At 62.0% G+C, this 15,037-nt stretch carries 14 protein-coding genes; 11 read left to right on the top strand and 3 right to left on the bottom strand.

Annotation, left to right across the window (positions count from 1 at the left end; genetic code table 11):
- Positions 1-42: 42 nt before the first annotated feature.
- The 4 genes from QNH97_RS05530 (at position 43) to QNH97_RS05515 (ending at position 4,903) form a co-directional block, all read left to right on the top strand.
- Positions 43-2,745: a [protein-PII] uridylyltransferase gene (locus QNH97_RS05530; RefSeq protein WP_283555956.1), complete on the top strand. Its 2,703-nt coding sequence runs from the start codon at positions 43-45 to the stop codon at positions 2,743-2,745.
- A gap of 136 nt (positions 2,746-2,881) precedes the next feature.
- On the top strand, positions 2,882-4,081 hold the full coding sequence (dapC, locus tag QNH97_RS05525) for a succinyldiaminopimelate transaminase (protein ID WP_283555955.1): 1,200 nt from the start codon (positions 2,882-2,884) through the stop codon (positions 4,079-4,081).
- A 167-nt stretch (positions 4,082-4,248) separates the two neighbouring features.
- Positions 4,249-4,590, top strand: coding sequence for a type II toxin-antitoxin system RelE/ParE family toxin (locus tag QNH97_RS05520; RefSeq protein WP_170862084.1), 342 nt, complete (start codon positions 4,249-4,251; stop codon positions 4,588-4,590).
- Positions 4,591-4,600: 10 nt separating this feature from the next.
- The gene (locus tag QNH97_RS05515) at positions 4,601-4,903 is read left to right on the top strand and encodes an XRE family transcriptional regulator (RefSeq protein WP_057448352.1); all 303 of its coding nucleotides are present in this window, start codon (positions 4,601-4,603) and stop codon (positions 4,901-4,903) included.
- 226 nt (positions 4,904-5,129) lie between these two features.
- Here QNH97_RS05515 and QNH97_RS05510 read toward each other — a convergent pair whose 3' ends face one another.
- Together QNH97_RS05510 and QNH97_RS05505 are read right to left on the bottom strand one after the other, a co-directional pair.
- On the bottom strand, positions 5,130-5,489 hold the full coding sequence (locus tag QNH97_RS05510; protein WP_283555954.1) for a DUF6124 family protein: 360 nt from the start codon (positions 5,487-5,489) through the stop codon (positions 5,130-5,132).
- Between the two features lie 641 nt (positions 5,490-6,130).
- Positions 6,131-7,777 (bottom strand): Na+/H+ antiporter, encoded by a 1,647-nt coding sequence (locus tag QNH97_RS05505; RefSeq protein ID WP_283555953.1) that lies wholly within the window; start codon positions 7,775-7,777, stop codon positions 6,131-6,133.
- Positions 7,778-8,121: 344 nt separating this feature from the next.
- Here QNH97_RS05505 and QNH97_RS05500 point away from each other — a divergent pair, with 344 nt between their 5' ends.
- The 4 genes from QNH97_RS05500 to QNH97_RS05485 all read left to right on the top strand — a co-directional run bounded on the left by QNH97_RS05500 (position 8,122) and on the right by QNH97_RS05485 (position 11,272).
- Positions 8,122-8,430, top strand: a complete 309-nt coding sequence (locus tag QNH97_RS05500; protein ID WP_283557430.1) for an arsenate reductase — start codon at positions 8,122-8,124, stop codon at positions 8,428-8,430.
- A 32-nt stretch (positions 8,431-8,462) separates the two neighbouring features.
- Positions 8,463-9,497 carry a 2,3,4,5-tetrahydropyridine-2,6-dicarboxylate N-succinyltransferase gene (gene dapD, locus QNH97_RS05495; protein ID WP_283555952.1) on the top strand — a complete coding sequence of 345 codons (1,035 nt, stop codon included), beginning with the start codon at positions 8,463-8,465 and terminating at the stop codon, positions 9,495-9,497.
- Positions 9,498-9,665: 168 nt separating this feature from the next.
- Positions 9,666-10,871, top strand: coding sequence for an aminotransferase class V-fold PLP-dependent enzyme (locus QNH97_RS05490; RefSeq protein ID WP_283555951.1), 1,206 nt, complete (start codon positions 9,666-9,668; stop codon positions 10,869-10,871).
- Positions 10,868-11,272 carry a SufE family protein gene (locus QNH97_RS05485; protein ID WP_283555950.1) on the top strand — a complete coding sequence of 135 codons (405 nt, stop codon included), beginning with the start codon at positions 10,868-10,870 and terminating at the stop codon, positions 11,270-11,272. Before QNH97_RS05490 ends, QNH97_RS05485 begins: the two co-directional genes overlap by 4 nt.
- 116 nt (positions 11,273-11,388) lie before the next feature.
- On the opposite strand, the gene tcdA is transcribed toward QNH97_RS05485, so the two are convergent.
- Complete coding sequence (tcdA, locus tag QNH97_RS05480) at positions 11,389-12,207, bottom strand: tRNA cyclic N6-threonylcarbamoyladenosine(37) synthase TcdA (RefSeq protein ID WP_283555949.1); 819 nt, start codon at positions 12,205-12,207, stop codon at positions 11,389-11,391.
- A gap of 273 nt (positions 12,208-12,480) precedes the next feature.
- Between tcdA and dapE the strand changes: the two genes are divergently transcribed.
- The 3 genes from dapE to QNH97_RS05465 all read left to right on the top strand — a co-directional run bounded on the left by dapE (position 12,481) and on the right by QNH97_RS05465 (position 14,900).
- Positions 12,481-13,632 carry a succinyl-diaminopimelate desuccinylase gene (gene dapE, locus QNH97_RS05475; RefSeq protein ID WP_283555948.1) on the top strand — a complete coding sequence of 384 codons (1,152 nt, stop codon included), beginning with the start codon at positions 12,481-12,483 and terminating at the stop codon, positions 13,630-13,632.
- Complete coding sequence (locus QNH97_RS05470) at positions 13,632-14,441, top strand: putative RNA methyltransferase (protein ID WP_283555947.1); 810 nt, start codon at positions 13,632-13,634, stop codon at positions 14,439-14,441. Before dapE ends, QNH97_RS05470 begins: the two co-directional genes overlap by 1 nt.
- Before the next feature lie 81 nt (positions 14,442-14,522).
- Entirely contained in the window at positions 14,523-14,900 is a 378-nt protein-coding gene (locus QNH97_RS05465; protein ID WP_283555946.1) for a hypothetical protein, read from the top strand.
- Positions 14,901-15,037: the final 137 nt, after the last annotated feature.

Below are 15,037 nucleotides of genomic sequence, written 5' to 3'. Positions count from 1 at the left end.
CGAACACAGCCTATAGCTATAGATAGAAAGGAAAGCCATTCAATGCCGCAGGTGGATCCCGAACTCTTCGACCGCGGCCAGTTCCAGGCTGAACTGGCCCTGAAGGCAAGCCCCATCTCGGCATTCAAGAAGGCGATCCGCCAGGCCCATGATGTGCTCGACCAACGTTTTCGCAATGGCCGGGATATCCGCCGACTGATCGAAGACCGCGCCTGGTTCGTCGATAACATCCTGCAAAAGGCCTGGGAGCAATTCGACTGGAGTGAAGATGCCGACATTGCCCTGGTGGCGGTGGGCGGCTACGGGCGCGGCGAGCTGCACCCCTACTCCGACATCGATCTGCTGATCCTGCTGGACAGCGCCGACCATGAGGTTTTCCGCGATTCCATCGAACGTTTCCTGACGCTGCTGTGGGACATCGGCCTGGAAGTCGGCCAAAGCGTGCGCTCGGTGCAGGAATGCGCCGAGGAGGCCCGCGCCGACCTGACGGTGATCACCAACCTGATGGAAAGCCGCACCATCGCCGGCCCCGAGCACCTGCGCCAGCGCATGCTCGACGTCACCAGCACCGCGCACATGTGGCCGAGCAAGGATTTTTTCCTGGCCAAGCACGCCGAGCAGAAGGCTCGCCACCACAAGTACAACGACACCGAATACAACCTGGAGCCCAACGTCAAAGGCTCCCCCGGCGGGCTGCGGGATATCCAGACGATCCTCTGGGTTGCCCGCCGCCAGTACGGCACGTTGAACCTGCGGGCCCTGGCCGGCGAAGGCTTCCTGGTGGAAAGCGAAAATGCCTTGCTGGCCTCGTCCCAGGAATTCCTGTGGAAGGTTCGCTACGCCCTGCACATGCTCGCTGGCCGCTCAGAAGACCGCTTGCTGTTCGATCACCAGCGCTCCATCGCCAACCTCCTGGGTTTCGAGGGGCAGGACGCCAAGCAGTCCATCGAAAACTTCATGCAGCAGTACTACCGGGTGGTGATGAGCATCGCCCAGCTCAGTGAACTGATCATCCAGCACTTCGAGGAAGTCATCCTCGCCCCCGAGGACGAAGAGCCGCCGCAGCCGATCAACTCACGCTTCCAACTGCACGACGGCTACATCGAAGCCCGCAGCGCCAATGTATTCCGCCGCACGCCCTTCGCCATGCTCGAAATCTTCGTGCTCATGGCCCAGCAGCCGGAAATCAAAGGCGTGCGCGCCGACACCATCCGCCTGCTGCGGGAAAACCGTCATCTGATCGATGAGGATTTCCGCCACGACATCCGCAACACCAGCCTGTTCATCGAGTTGTTCAAATGCCGGATCGGCGTGCACCGCAACCTGCGGCGTATGAACCGCTATGGGATCCTCGGGCGCTATCTGCCGGAGTTCGGCTTCATCGTCGGGCAGATGCAGCACGACCTGTTCCACATCTATACGGTTGATGCCCACACGCTGAACCTGATCAAGCACCTGCGTAAGTTGCAGTACACCCAGGTGTCGGAGAAATTCCCGCTGGCCAGCAAGCTCATGGCCAAGCTGCCCAAGCCTGAGCTGATCTACATGGCCGGGCTTTACCACGACATTGGCAAGGGCCGCCAGGGCGACCACTCCGAAATCGGCGCGGTGGATGCCGAGGCGTTCTGTCAGCGCCATCAATTGCCTCTGTGGGACAGCCGGTTGATCGTTTGGCTGGTGCAGAACCACCTAGTGATGTCCACCACTGCCCAGCGCAAGGATTTGTCCGACCCGCAGGTGATCCACGACTTCGCCCAGATCGTCGGCGATGAAACCCGCCTGGACTACCTCTACGTGCTGACCGTGGCCGACATCAACGCCACCAACCCGAGCCTGTGGAACTCCTGGCGCGCCAGCCTGTTGCGCCAGTTGTACACCGAGACCAAGCGGGCCTTGCGTCGCGGCCTGGAAAACCCGGTGGATCGCGAAGAGCAGATCCGTCGCACCCAAAGCGCAGCCCTGGACATCCTGGTGCGCGGCGGCACCGATCCGGACGACGTCGAACAGCTCTGGTCGCAATTGGGTGATGACTATTTCCTGCGCCACACGGCCGGCGACGTGGCCTGGCACAGCGACGCGATTTTGCAGCAACCGGCCGATGGCGGGCCGCTGGTGCTGATCAAGGAAACCACCCAGCGCGAGTTCGAGGGCGGCACGCAGATCTTCATCTACGCCCCCGACCAGCACGACTTCTTCGCCGTGACCGTGGCGGCGATGGACCAGCTCAACCTCAACATCCATGACGCCCGGGTCATCACCTCCAGCAGCCAGTTCACCCTCGACACCTACATCGTGCTCGACACCGACGGCGACTCGATTGGCGACAACCCGGCGCGGGTCAAGCAGATTCGCGATGGCCTGACCGAAGCCCTGCGCAACCCGGCGGACTACCCGACCATCATCCAGCGCCGGGTACCGCGTCAGCTCAAGCATTTTGCGTTCGCTCCGCAAGTGACGATCCACAACGACGCCCAGCGCCAGGTCACGGTGCTGGAGCTCAGCGCCCCGGATCGTCCAGGCCTGTTGGCGCGAATCGGTCATATCTTCCTGGAGTTCGACCTGTCGCTGCAAAACGCCAAGATCGCCACCTTGGGCGAGCGGGTGGAGGACGTGTTCTTCATCACCGACGCCCATAACCAGCCGCTGTCCGATCCGCAGCTGTGCAGCCGCCTGCAGGAAGCGATCGTGCGGCATTTGAGCGTCAACCAGGAACCGGATATCAACCTGACGCGCATCACTATCTGAATCAACGAACTGCCCCTGTGGGAGCGAGCTTGCTCGCGATGGCGGCGCAACATCCAGCATTGATGTTGCCTGACCCACCGCTATCGCGAGCAAGCTCGCTCCCACAAGGACCGCGCCCACATTGACGAGGCCCTCGATGAACAACGCTTTGAACCAGTTGCAGCCCTACCCGTTCGAAAAGCTCCGCGCCCTGCTCGGCAGCGTCACGCCCCACCCCGACAAACGCCCCATCGCGTTGTCCATCGGCGAACCCAAGCATCGCTCGCCCAGCTTCGTAGCCGAAGCCCTGGCCAGCAATCTGGAAAAAATGGCCGTGTACCCGACCACCCTCGGCATCCCGGAGCTGCGTGAAGCCATCACCGGCTGGTGCGAGCGTCGCTTCAATGTGCCGAGCGGCTGGCTGGACCCGGCGCGCCACGTGCTGCCGGTCAATGGCACCCGTGAAGCCCTGTTCGCCTTCACCCAGACTGTGGTCAACCGTGGCGACGATGCGCTGGTGGTCAGCCCGAACCCTTTCTACCAGATCTACGAAGGCGCAGCGTTCCTGGCCGGGGCCAAGCCGCACTACCTGCCATGCCTGGACGAGAACGGCTTCAACCCGGATTTCGAGGCTGTCTCGCCGGACATCTGGAAACGCTGCCAGATCCTGTTCTTGTGCTCTCCCGGCAACCCGACCGGCGCGTTGATCCCGGTGGACGTGCTGAAGAAACTCATCGCCCTGGCTGATGAATATGACTTCGTGATCGCGGCGGACGAGTGCTACAGCGAACTGTACTTCGACGAACAGACCCCGCCGCCAGGGCTGCTCAGTGCCTGTGTTGAACTCGGCCGCCAGGATTTCAAGCGCTGCGTGGTGTTCCACAGCCTGTCCAAACGCTCCAACCTGCCCGGCCTGCGCTCCGGTTTCGTCGCCGGCGACGCGGACATCCTCAAGGGCTTCCTGCTGTACCGCACCTACCACGGCTGCGCGATGCCGGTTCAAACCCAACTGGCGAGCATCGCCGCGTGGAACGACGAAGTGCACGTACGGGCCAACCGCGCGCTGTACCGGGAGAAGTTCGACGCCGTGCTGGAAATCCTCAGCCCGGTGCTGGACGTGCAACGCCCCGACGGCAGCTTCTACCTGTGGCCGAACGTGGCCGGCGATGATGCAGCGTTCTGTCGCGACCTGTTCGAACAGGAACACGTGACCGTGGTGCCGGGCTCCTACCTGTCCCGCGATGTGGATGGCGTCAACCCAGGCGCCGGGCGTGTGCGCATGGCCCTGGTTGCGCCGCTGGCTGAATGCGTGGAAGCGGCGGAGCGGATTCGCGCGTTTATCCAGCGTCGGGGTTGATGGCTGTCTCGGACTGAAGCGGACCGCTGTTGTGGCGAGGGAGCTTGCTCCCGCTGGGCTGCGCAGCGGCCCCAACAGCAACATCCATACCGGCCACCACCTCCCCCTGTACAAATACTCAGTGATGCCTAGGTTGCGCAATGCACCTATTTCGGTACACTTCATTCATGGTTGATATTGCCCCCATACTGAACGTACGTTTCTTCCGCACAGACGCTGGAAATGAACCCGTTCGCGAATGGTTGACTGACCTGCCTCGCGAGCACAGACGGATGATCGGGACCGACATCAAGACTGTTCAGATTGGTTGGCCAATAGGTATGCCGGTGGTTCGCAAACTGGACACTGGGCTATGGGAGGTCAGGATTGACCTTGGAGATACCATTGCCCGCGTTCTCTTCACTGTGGTGGGCTCCGACATGGTGCTGCTCCACGGTTTCATCAAAAAAAGTCAAAAAACGCCAGCCACCGACATGGCAACCGCCAAGCAGCGCAAAGCAAGATTATGAGGTACCGCAAATGAACAAGCACATTGGCTCTGATTTTGACGACTTTCTCGCCGAGCAAGGCATCGCCGAAGAAGTTTCCGCCGCTGCGCTCAAACGCGTTATTGCCTGGCAGATTGCCGAAGCCATGAAGCTTCAGAAAGTGACCAAAAAGGCCTTGGCACAACGGATGCACACCAGTCGCACTGCTGTTGATCGTGCACTGGATCAGAATGATGCAGGAATGACGCTGGCAACACTTGCCAGCGCAGCGCGTGCGCTGGGTCAGAGAGTGGAAGTGCGGCTGGTTCCTGAGCAGGAAGAGGCTCACGCATAAGCGCTGTTGTGGCGAGGCAGCTTGCTCCCGCTGGCTGCGCAGCGGCCCCAAAGCAGTCAACTCAATTTGCCTGAGACACCGGGTTGTCAGGTTTTAGGGCCGCTTCGCGCCCCAGCGGGAGCAAGCTCCCTCGCCACAGGGGTTTGGCGTCGACCACCCTATGTGTGAGCGACACAGAACCACTGTGGGAGCGAGCCTGCTCGCGATGAGGCCGGCGCTTATTGCATCAAACCCGAAGCTCTGCCCGGTCCAGGCACTTGTTCGCCAGCAACTCCCCCAACTCGATCATCTGCGCCACGCCCAATGCTACATGCCGTCGCGAGCCGTCCAGGTCGAAGGCCAGGTCGCTGAGCATCGCATTGGCCGAAGCCAGGGTTTCGCTGAGGTTGGCTAGCAGGGCTTCGGTATCAACGCTGTCCGACACGGTGAACAACTGTATCGAGGGCCTGGGGTCTGACTCGCTGTCGTCAGGCTTGAGGTAATGATCCAGCGCACGATCAGCGGCTTCTTGCAGCTTTTCGGGGGCGTAGTCGCCGTAGGGGAACGTGGAGGCTGGCTTTGGAGGATTCGGTGTCTCTTTGATCATGTCATTGCTCCTAGGGGAATTAGAAGCCGCCACCGAGTCTTCTCACGGACTGGAGGGTGGCAGCCGTACGCGGGGTGAGAATCCGAGTCCCTAGAAGCCCGGCCATGCCGAAGCATGCCCGCGCACAGCCGCCATAACACAATGCCCAGACGAAAAGCGCCTGCACTTTATATGGTCGGCGCCTACGCGCCTACTAGGGGAAATCGGATTCTCACGTCCGGTCGCTGAATTGGCAGCGACACCCAAAGGCTAGAGCCCTCGCTTCCGACGGACAACCTTAAAAACTTGTCGGAAACTTCGGTGCGTCTGACAGACCACAATCGCTTGCTCAGACAAGAAAAGAAATAAAACGTACTGCGATAAGCGAAACCATTGATTTCGTTGACTTAGTACGTCGACACATCCCAGGCAACGCTGTTTAGAGCGTGCAAGCTGGCTTGAATTCGCTAATACCAGTAGCCATGATCGCCCCCGTCACCAGCGAAGCTGGCAGGAGTCTGGGTCCCTCTCGGGGTTGACCCAGCGGCGCAGAAAGGGCGAAGCAAGCTCAACTGCGCGTCGATTGAAGCCGCCTTCGGGCGGCTTTGCTTTTTATGAGGGGAAGGATTGTAAAAACATACCTTCCGCTCTGACCCCAACCGCTATTTACCCAACCCCAAATTCGCCTCCGCCAAATCCAACTCCCCCAACACCTCACGCAGCACATCATCCCCAATCTGGTGATGACGACTAAGGCGATACAACTCCAGACGCTGCGCCCGATAAGCCTTCAAGCGCAGCCGTCGCTCCAGCAGGTCCATCTCGAATGCCAACGCCTGGGCTTCGGCGGAGTCGTTGAACACGTCGAGCTGATGACGATACTCGGACATCAACCGCGCCTTGACCTCGGCCGCCAGCGCCGCCTGGGCTGCATCCGGCGTAGTGGCCGCTTCGGCCGGTTCCTCCACTTCCAATGCGTGGATCGCCGCTTCAGCGGTTTTTCGCCAGGCCTCTCGAACTTCGTTGCGACGTTTGTCATCAGGGCTCTTGTCGATACCCCGCAGCAGCAACGGCAAGGCAATGCACGCCGCGATCAGCGACAGCAGAATCACCCCAGCGGCAATGAAGATCAGCAAGTCCCGCTCGGGAAAGGCCTCTCCGGCGCCCAACAGCAACGGCACCGACAGCACGCCCGCCAGCGTCACCGCCCCTCTCACCCCGCCGAAGGTCAGCAACCAACAGGACCGTGCGTTCGGCACCAGTGTCAGTTCGCCCTTGCCACGCCAGCGGCGCAACAACCCGGACAAGCGCCAGATGCTTTGCACCCAGACAAACCGCAGCACCAGCAACACCAGGAAAATCGCCACCACGTCCAGGCAACGGTAGAGCAGCGTTGGCCACAGCGTGGTCTCGTGGCTGGTCACCGCCTTGATGATGTCGGGCAACTGCAAGCCCAGCAGCAGGAAGATCAGGCCGTTGAAAGCGAACTCCAGCAGCGACCAGACACTGCGATTGAGCAGCCGCGTACCGGTCTGGCGCGGTAGCAGGTCGAGCCAGCTCTGCATCATCCCCGCCGCCACCGCCGAAAGAATCCCCGAGGCGCCCAAGCGTTCCGCCAACACATAGGCCGCGAACGGCAGCAGCAACATGAACACCACATGGGTCGCCGGGTCGTCCCAACCCCGGGCAATCATCCAGGCGCGTAGACGGCCCACCAGCCAACTCAGGGCCACGCCGACCAGCAGGCCGCCAATCGCCACCAGCACAAAAGTCAGGCTCGCACCCGCCAGGGAAAACACCCCGGTGATGGCCGCCGCCAAGGCGAACTTGAAGGTCACCAGGCCCGACGCGTCGTTCATCAACGCCTCGCCCTGGAGCATATGCATCAGCGGCCCGGGCAAACGGTCCCGGGCGATCGCCGACACCGCCACAGCATCGGTCGGCGACAGCACTGCGGCCAGGGCGAAAGCCACCGGCAACGGAATACTGGGCAGCAGCCAATGAATGAAATAACCAGCCCCCACCACGGTAAACAACACCAAGCCCACCGCCAGCGTCAGGATCGGCCCGCGCAAACGCCAAAACTCGCGCTTGGGCATGCGCCAGCCGTCGGAGAACAGCAGCGGCGGCAAGAAGAGAAACAGGAACAGTTCGGGATCGAGGGCCACGTGCAGGCCCAGGGACGGCCAGGCCAACAGCGCACCGGCGCCGATCTGCACCAGGGGCAACGGCAGCGGGACCAGCCGTCCGAGCAGACGCGAAACGCCCACCAGCATCAACAGGATCAGGACGGTATACGCGCTTTGCATAAACGGACTTCCAATTACAGCAACACACATCCGGCAACAGCTTGCCGTTGAAGTGCCATATTAACCGCTTAGCATTAACTTGGCCGTTACACCTATGTCGCAGCCCTGCCCTTGTGGGAGCGAGCTTGCTCGCGATAGCGGTGTAACCAGTCGACATCAATGTTGGCCATCGCGAGCAAGCTCGCTCCCACAGGTTTTGGTGTACATCAACCTGGGCCGTCGCGAAACCGTCCGGTCATGGCATAATCCTTCACCTTCTATTTCCAGCACCTGCAAAGGGGGCAATTTCCTTGACCGATTCAAGCAAAACGTTGCACCTTTTCGGCATCAAAGCCTGTGACACGATGAAAAAGGCGCGCACCTGGCTCGATGAACACGCTGTGCACTACGACTTTCATGATTACAAGACCGCCGGCATCGACCGTGAGCACCTGACCCAATGGTGCAACGAGCATGGCTGGCAAGTGGTGTTGAACCGTGCCGGTACGACCTTTCGCAAACTCGACGACGAACGCAAAGCCGATCTCGACCAGACGAAAGCCATCGAACTGATGCTCGCCCAACCCTCGATGATCAAGCGCCCGGTGCTCGATCTCGGTGACCGAACCCTGATTGGCTTCAAGCCAGATGTTTATGCGGCAGAAATCAAATAAGCCTGCCCAGTCCATTTTGTAGAGGTAATTCCATGTCCACTACCCTGTTCAGCCTGGCCTTCGGTGTCGGCACTCAAAACCGTCAAGGCGCCTGGCTGGAAGTGTTCTACGCACAGCCACTGCTCAATCCGTCGGCAGACATTGTCGCCGCCATCGCGCCGATTCTCGGCTACAGCGACGGCAACCAGGCCATCACCTTCACCACCGCCCAGGCTTCGCAACTGGCTGAAGCGCTCAAGGGCGTTGATGCCGGGCAAGCCGCGCTGCTGACCCGCCTGGCCGAAAGCCACAAGCCGCTGGTTGCCACCCTGCTGGCCGAGGATGGCCAACTGAGTTCCACGCCTGAGGCTTACCTCAAGTTGCACCTGCTGTCCCATCGCCTGGTCAAGCCCCACGGTCTGAACCTGGCTGGCATCTTCCCGCTGCTGCCGAACGTGGCCTGGACCAGCCAGGGTGCAATCGACCTGGCCGAACTGGCCGAGCACCAGCTCGAAGCCCGCCTGCGCGGCGAGTTGCTGGAAGTGTTCTCGGTGGACAAATTCCCGAAAATGACTGACTACGTGGTTCCGGCCGGCGTACGTATCGCCGATGCCGCGCGAATCCGCCTGGGCGCCTACGTGGGCGAAGGCACCACCGTGATGCACGAAGGTTTCGTCAACTTCAACGCCGGCACCGAAGGCCCGGGCATGATCGAAGGCCGTGTCTCGGCGGGCGTGTTCGTCGGCAAGGGCTCGGACCTAGGCGGCGGCTGCTCCACCATGGGCACCCTGTCGGGCGGCGGCAATATCGTGATCAAGGTTGGCGAAGGCTGCCTGATCGGCGCCAACGCCGGCATCGGCATCCCCTTGGGCGACCGCAACACCGTGGAGTCGGGCCTGTACGTGACCGCCGGCACCAAGGTTAAGCTGCTGGACGAAAACAACCAACTGGTGAAAGTGGTCAAGGCCCGCGACCTCGCTGGCCAGCCCGACCTGTTGTTCCGTCGCAACTCCGAGACCGGCGCGGTGGAATGCAAGACCCATAAATCGGCCATCGAGCTGAACGAAGCACTGCACGCTCACAACTAAGCTTCACACCACCTGTGGGAGCGAGCCTTTGTGGGAGCCGAGCTTGCTCGCGATGAACGATGACGCGGTCTTGCAGTTAAACCGTATCGCTCCCATCGCGAGCAAGCTCGACTCCCACAAAAGCCCGCCCTCATAGGGGCCAGCGTAACTCCAGCAGGGCCCGAAAGCATGTTGATCCAATCCCCCTGGCGTGCCGACTTCCCGGCCATCGCCGCCCTGCAACGGCAAGGCCAGACCTACCTGGACAACGCCGCTACCACGCAAAAACCCCAAGCCCTGCTGGACGCCCTGGCGCATTACTACGCCAATGGCGCGGCCAACGTGCATCGCGCGCAACATCTGCCCGGCGCCCACGCCACCCAGGCCTTCGAAGACAGCCGCCTCAAGGTGGCGCAATGGCTCAACGCCGGCGATTGCGGGCAGATCGTCTTCACCCATGGCGCGACTTCCGCGTTGAACCTGCTGGCCTACGGGCTGGAACATCTATTCAACCCGGGCGATGAAATCGTCATCAGCGCCCTGGAACATCACGCCAACCTGCTCCCGTGGCAACAACTGGCCGAGCGCCGTTCGTTGACGCTGGTGGTGTTGCCGCTGGATGCCGATGGGGTGATCGACCTGGGCGCCGCCGCCGAGCTGATCGGCCCGCGTACGCGCCTGCTGGCGGTGAGCCAGTTGTCCAACGTGCTAGGCACCTGGCAGCCCTTGCCGGCGCTGCTGGCCCTGGCCAAGGCCCATGGGGCGTTGACGGTGATCGACGGCGCCCAGGGCGTGGTCCATGGCCGTCATGACGTGCAGGCCCTGGGGTGCGATTTCTACGTATTTTCCAGCCACAAGCTCTACGGTCCCGAAGGATTGGGCGCTTTGTTCGGCCGTACCGAAGCATTTCGTCAGCTACGGCATTGGCAATTCGGCGGCGAGATGGTGCAGCAGGCCGATTACCACAGCGCCACCTTCCGCCCGGCACCGCTGGGCTTCGAGGCTGGTACACCGCCGATTGCCAGCGTGATCGGGCTGGGGGCGACCCTGGATTACCTGTCCGGTCTCGACCCGCAAGCGCTCATCGATCATGAAGCGGCGCTGCACGACTATCTGTTGCACGGCCTGCTGGCGCGCAATGGCGTGCGCCTGGTGGGCAACCCGCGCCTGGCCCTGGTCAGCTTCGTGGTCGAAGGCGTGCACAACGCCGACCTGGCCCACCTGCTGACCGAGCAAGGCATCGCGGTGCGGGCCGGGCATCACTGCGCCATGCCGCTGTTCAAGCATCTGAAGCTTTCCGGCGCGATCCGCGTGTCGCTGGCGCTGTACAACGACTCCGCCGACATCGAACGCTTCTTCGACGCCCTCGATCAGGCCTTGGAGATGCTGCGATGAACCTACCGGCCGATGCTGGCGCAGCGCTGCAGGTTTTCCAGGACGCCTCGGGGTGGGAACAACGGGCCCGGCTGCTGATGCAATGGGGCGAACGTTTGCCGCCGTTAAGCGACGCGGACAAATGCGATGCCAACCTGGTCCACGGCTGTGAAAGTCAGGTGTGGCTGGTGGGCCAGTTGATCAATGGGCAGTGGCAGTTTTGCGCCAACAGCGACGCGCGGTTGATTCGTGGGTTAGTGGCGTTGCTGCTGGCGCGGGTCAATGGGTTGTCAGCCGCCGAGTTGCAGCAGGTTGATTTGCCAGGGTGGTTCAATGAGCTGGGATTGTCGCGGCAGTTGTCGCCGTCGCGTAGCAATGGGTTGAATGCGGTGCTAAAGCGGATGTTTGAGTTGACTCAATAACCGCAATCGCGAGCAGGCTCGCTCCCACAGGGGATTCGTGTCGTACACAAAATTTGTGTTCTATGAGATCCAATGTGGGAGCGAGCCTGCTCGCGATGAAGCCATCAGCCCCACCCTCAAACTTGCGGCTTGACCCTATCCGCCGGCCGCCGCACACCCGCCACAATCTTATCCACAGCCTTGGTCGCCGCGACCATGCCGAACGTCGCTGTGACCATCATCACCGCGCCAAACCCACCGGCGCAGTCGAGCTTGACGCCATCGCCGACAAAACTCTTCTGCAAGCAGATACTGCCGTCCGGTTTCGGATAGCGCAGCTGTTCGGTGGAAAACACGCAAGGCACGCTGTAGTGGCGGGTCACGGTGCGGGAAAAACCGTAGTCGCGGCGCAGGGTAGAACGCACTTTCGAGGCCAGCGGATCGTTGAACGTGCGGTTCAAGTCGCAGACCTGAATCAGCGTCGGGTCAATCTGTCCGCCCGCGCCGCCGGTGGTGATGATCTGGATCTTGCGGCGCTTGCACCAGGCAATCAACGCCGCCTTGGCGTTGACGCTGTCGATGCAGTCGATCACGCAGTCGATGTTCGGCGTGATGTATTCGGCCATGGTGTCGCGGGTGACGAAGTCGGCCACCGCATGCACCGTGCAATCGGGGTTGATCCCCCGCAGCCGCTCGGCCATCACTTCGACCTTGGGCTTGCCGACGGTGCTGTCCAGGGCATGCAACTGACGGTTGGCGTTGCTGACGCAGACATCGTCCAGGTCGAACAGCGAAATCTCGCCCACGCCACAACGGGCGATGGCTTCCGCCGCCCAGGAACCGACACCGCCCACCCCGACAATCGCAACATGGGCCGCCCGCAGGCGCTCCAGGCCGTCGATGCCATACAAACGGGCAATACCGGCAAACCGTGGATCTTCTGTACTCATGACCATTACCCCGAAAACCGGCGCGCATTATAGGGCTTTGTCTCGGCAATTTAAGCAAAACCTCTGTGGGAGCGAGCTTGCTCGCGATGGCGTCGGATCAGCCAGCATCAATGTCGGCTGATACACCGTCATCGCGAGCAAGCTCGCTCCCACAGGTTTTGTGTTCCACCTGTCCCGCACCAGGGGCCCATGGTGGTCGTTTTGCTATAAGATAACCGCCATTTTGCGGGAGCCAGCCCGCCACAAGCCTTGCGTCCATTCTATATTTCCGGAGCTTTCATGACGGCCCACGCCGACCTCTCGCCGACCCTGCAACTCGCCTGCGACCTGATTCGCCGCCCGTCCGTGACGCCGGTGGATGCCGATTGCCAGAAACTGATGATGCAGCGCCTGGGCAACGCCGGTTTCCAGCTCGAGCCGATGCGCATCGAGGATGTGGATAACTTCTGGGCCAGCCACGGCAAGCATGACGGTCCGGTGCTGTGTTTCGCCGGGCACACCGACGTGGTGCCGACCGGTCCGGTTCAAGCCTGGCAGCTCGATCCGTTCGATGCGGTCATCGATGAGCACGGCATGCTCTGTGGCCGTGGCGCGGCGGACATGAAAGGCAGCCTCGCGGCAATGATCGTGGCGGCCGAGCGCTTCGTCGCCGATTACCCTGACCACAAGGGCTCGCTGACCTTCCTGATCACCAGTGATGAGGAAGGCCCGGCCCACCACGGCACCAAGGCCGTGGTCGAGCGCCTCAAGGCCCGCCAGGAGCGGCTGGACTGGTGCATCGTCGGCGAGCCGTCGAGCACCACCTTGGTGGGCGACGTGGTCAAGAACGGCCGGCGCGGTTCCCTCGGCGCGAAGCTGACCGTGCGCGGCAAACAAGGCCATGTGGCTTATCCACACCTGGCGAAGAACCCGATCCACCTGGCTGCTCCGGCGCTGGCAGAGTTGGCCGCCGAGCATTGGGACCACGGCAACGACTTCTTCCCGCCCACCAGTTTCCAGATCTCCAACCTCAACTCCGGCACCGGCGCGACCAACGTGATCCCCGGCGACCTGGTGGCGGTGTTCAACTTCCGTTTCTCCACCGAGTCCACCGTCGAAGGCCTGCAACAGCGCGTCGCCGATATCCTCGACAAGCACCAGTTGGACTGGCACATCGACTGGGCGCTGTCCGGCCTGCCGTTCCTCACCGAGCCGGGGGCGTTGCTGGACGCGGTGTCGTCGAGCATCAAGGACGTCACCGGTCGCGAGACAAAGGCGTCCACCAGCGGCGGCACGTCCGATGGTCGTTTCATCGCTACCATGGGCACCCAAGTGGTCGAACTGGGCCCGGTCAACGCGACCATCCACCAGGTCGACGAACGGGTACTGGCAGCCGATCTCGATGTGCTGACCGAGATCTACTACAAGACGCTGATCAAGTTGCTCGCCTGATGCTCGCCTGCCCGATCTGCAGTGAACCGCTGAACGCGGTGGACAACGGCGTGGTGTGCCCGGCCGGCCACCGATTCGACCGCGCGCGACAGGGTTATCTGAACCTGCTGCCGGTGCAGCACAAGAACAGCCGTGACCCCGGCGACAACCAGGCCATGGTCGAAGCCCGGCGCGATTTTCTCAACGCCGGGCATTACGCCCCCGTTGCCCGCCGCCTGGCCGAACTGGCCGCCGAACGCGCACCCGGGCGCTGGCTGGACATTGGTTGTGGCGAGGGCTACTACACCGCGCAGATCGCTGAAGCGTTGCCCAATGCCGATGGCTATGCCCTGGACATTTCCCGCGAGGCGGTCAAGCGTGCCTGCAAACGCAATCCGCAGTTGACCTGGTTGATCGCCAGCATGGCCCGAGTGCCGTTGGCGGACGGCTGCTGCCAGTTCCTGGCCAGCGTGTTCAGCCCTCTGGACTGGCAGGAGGCCAAGCGCCTGCTCAGCCCGGGTGGTGGCTTGATGAAAGTCGGCCCAACAGCCGGCCATCTGATGGAACTGCGCGAGCGCCTGTACGACGAAGTGCGCGAGTACACCGATGACAAGCACCTGGCCCTGGTGCCTGCGGGCATGGCCCTGGATCACAGCGAAACCCTCGAGTTCAAGCTGACGCTCGACAGTGGCCAGGACCGCGCCAACCTGCTGGCCATGACGCCCCACGGCTGGCGCGCCAGTGCCGAGCGCCGCGCCAGCGTGATCGAGCAGGCCGAGCCATTCGAGGTCAGCGTGTCGATGCGCTACGATTATTTCGTTCTTCAATAACCTTTGATTCCGGTCCCGGGCAACCGCTCGGGCCCCGTTAAATCCGCGAATGGATTTTTCAAGACCACAGTGAGGACATCCATGCGCCAACCCGATATCGAGATTTACCTCAAAGACGCCGACGTCGACCACAAGGCCATCGCCGCCTGGCTCAGCCAGGCCCTGGGCCCGTGCAGCGATTGGGTACAGAAAGGCCAGACCTACAAGTGCAAGGCCGGCGACGTCCCGGTGACTTGGCTGCCTAAAGCAGTGGGCAAGTGGAACAGCCTGTACCTGGAAAGCGACCAGACCCCGTGGGAAGACGACATCGCCTGCGCCCGCGCCGCCTTCGCCGCGCTGAATGTCGAAGTGCGCTGCGCCCCCGGCTCGTGGGTGGAAGAAGAAGGTGAGGAATCGGCGGATCGCTGGATTCGCATCAGCGTGGATGGGGAAGAAGAGATTACCTGGAAGACGGCGTGACGCAGCCCCCCGCCCACCGAAGAGCCAATGTGGGAGCGAGCTTGCTCGCGATAGCGGTAGATCAGCCAGATTAGAAGTGACTGACACACCGCTATCGCGAGCAAGCTCGCTCCCACAATGGGTTTTGTGTAGCCAGT

The organism is Pseudomonas sp. G2-4, assembly GCF_030064125.1.
GTDB lineage: Bacteria > Pseudomonadota > Gammaproteobacteria > Pseudomonadales > Pseudomonadaceae > Aquipseudomonas.
The sequence above is the reverse complement of the archived record's forward strand: the minus strand, read 5'-3'. Positions and strand labels throughout refer to the sequence as shown.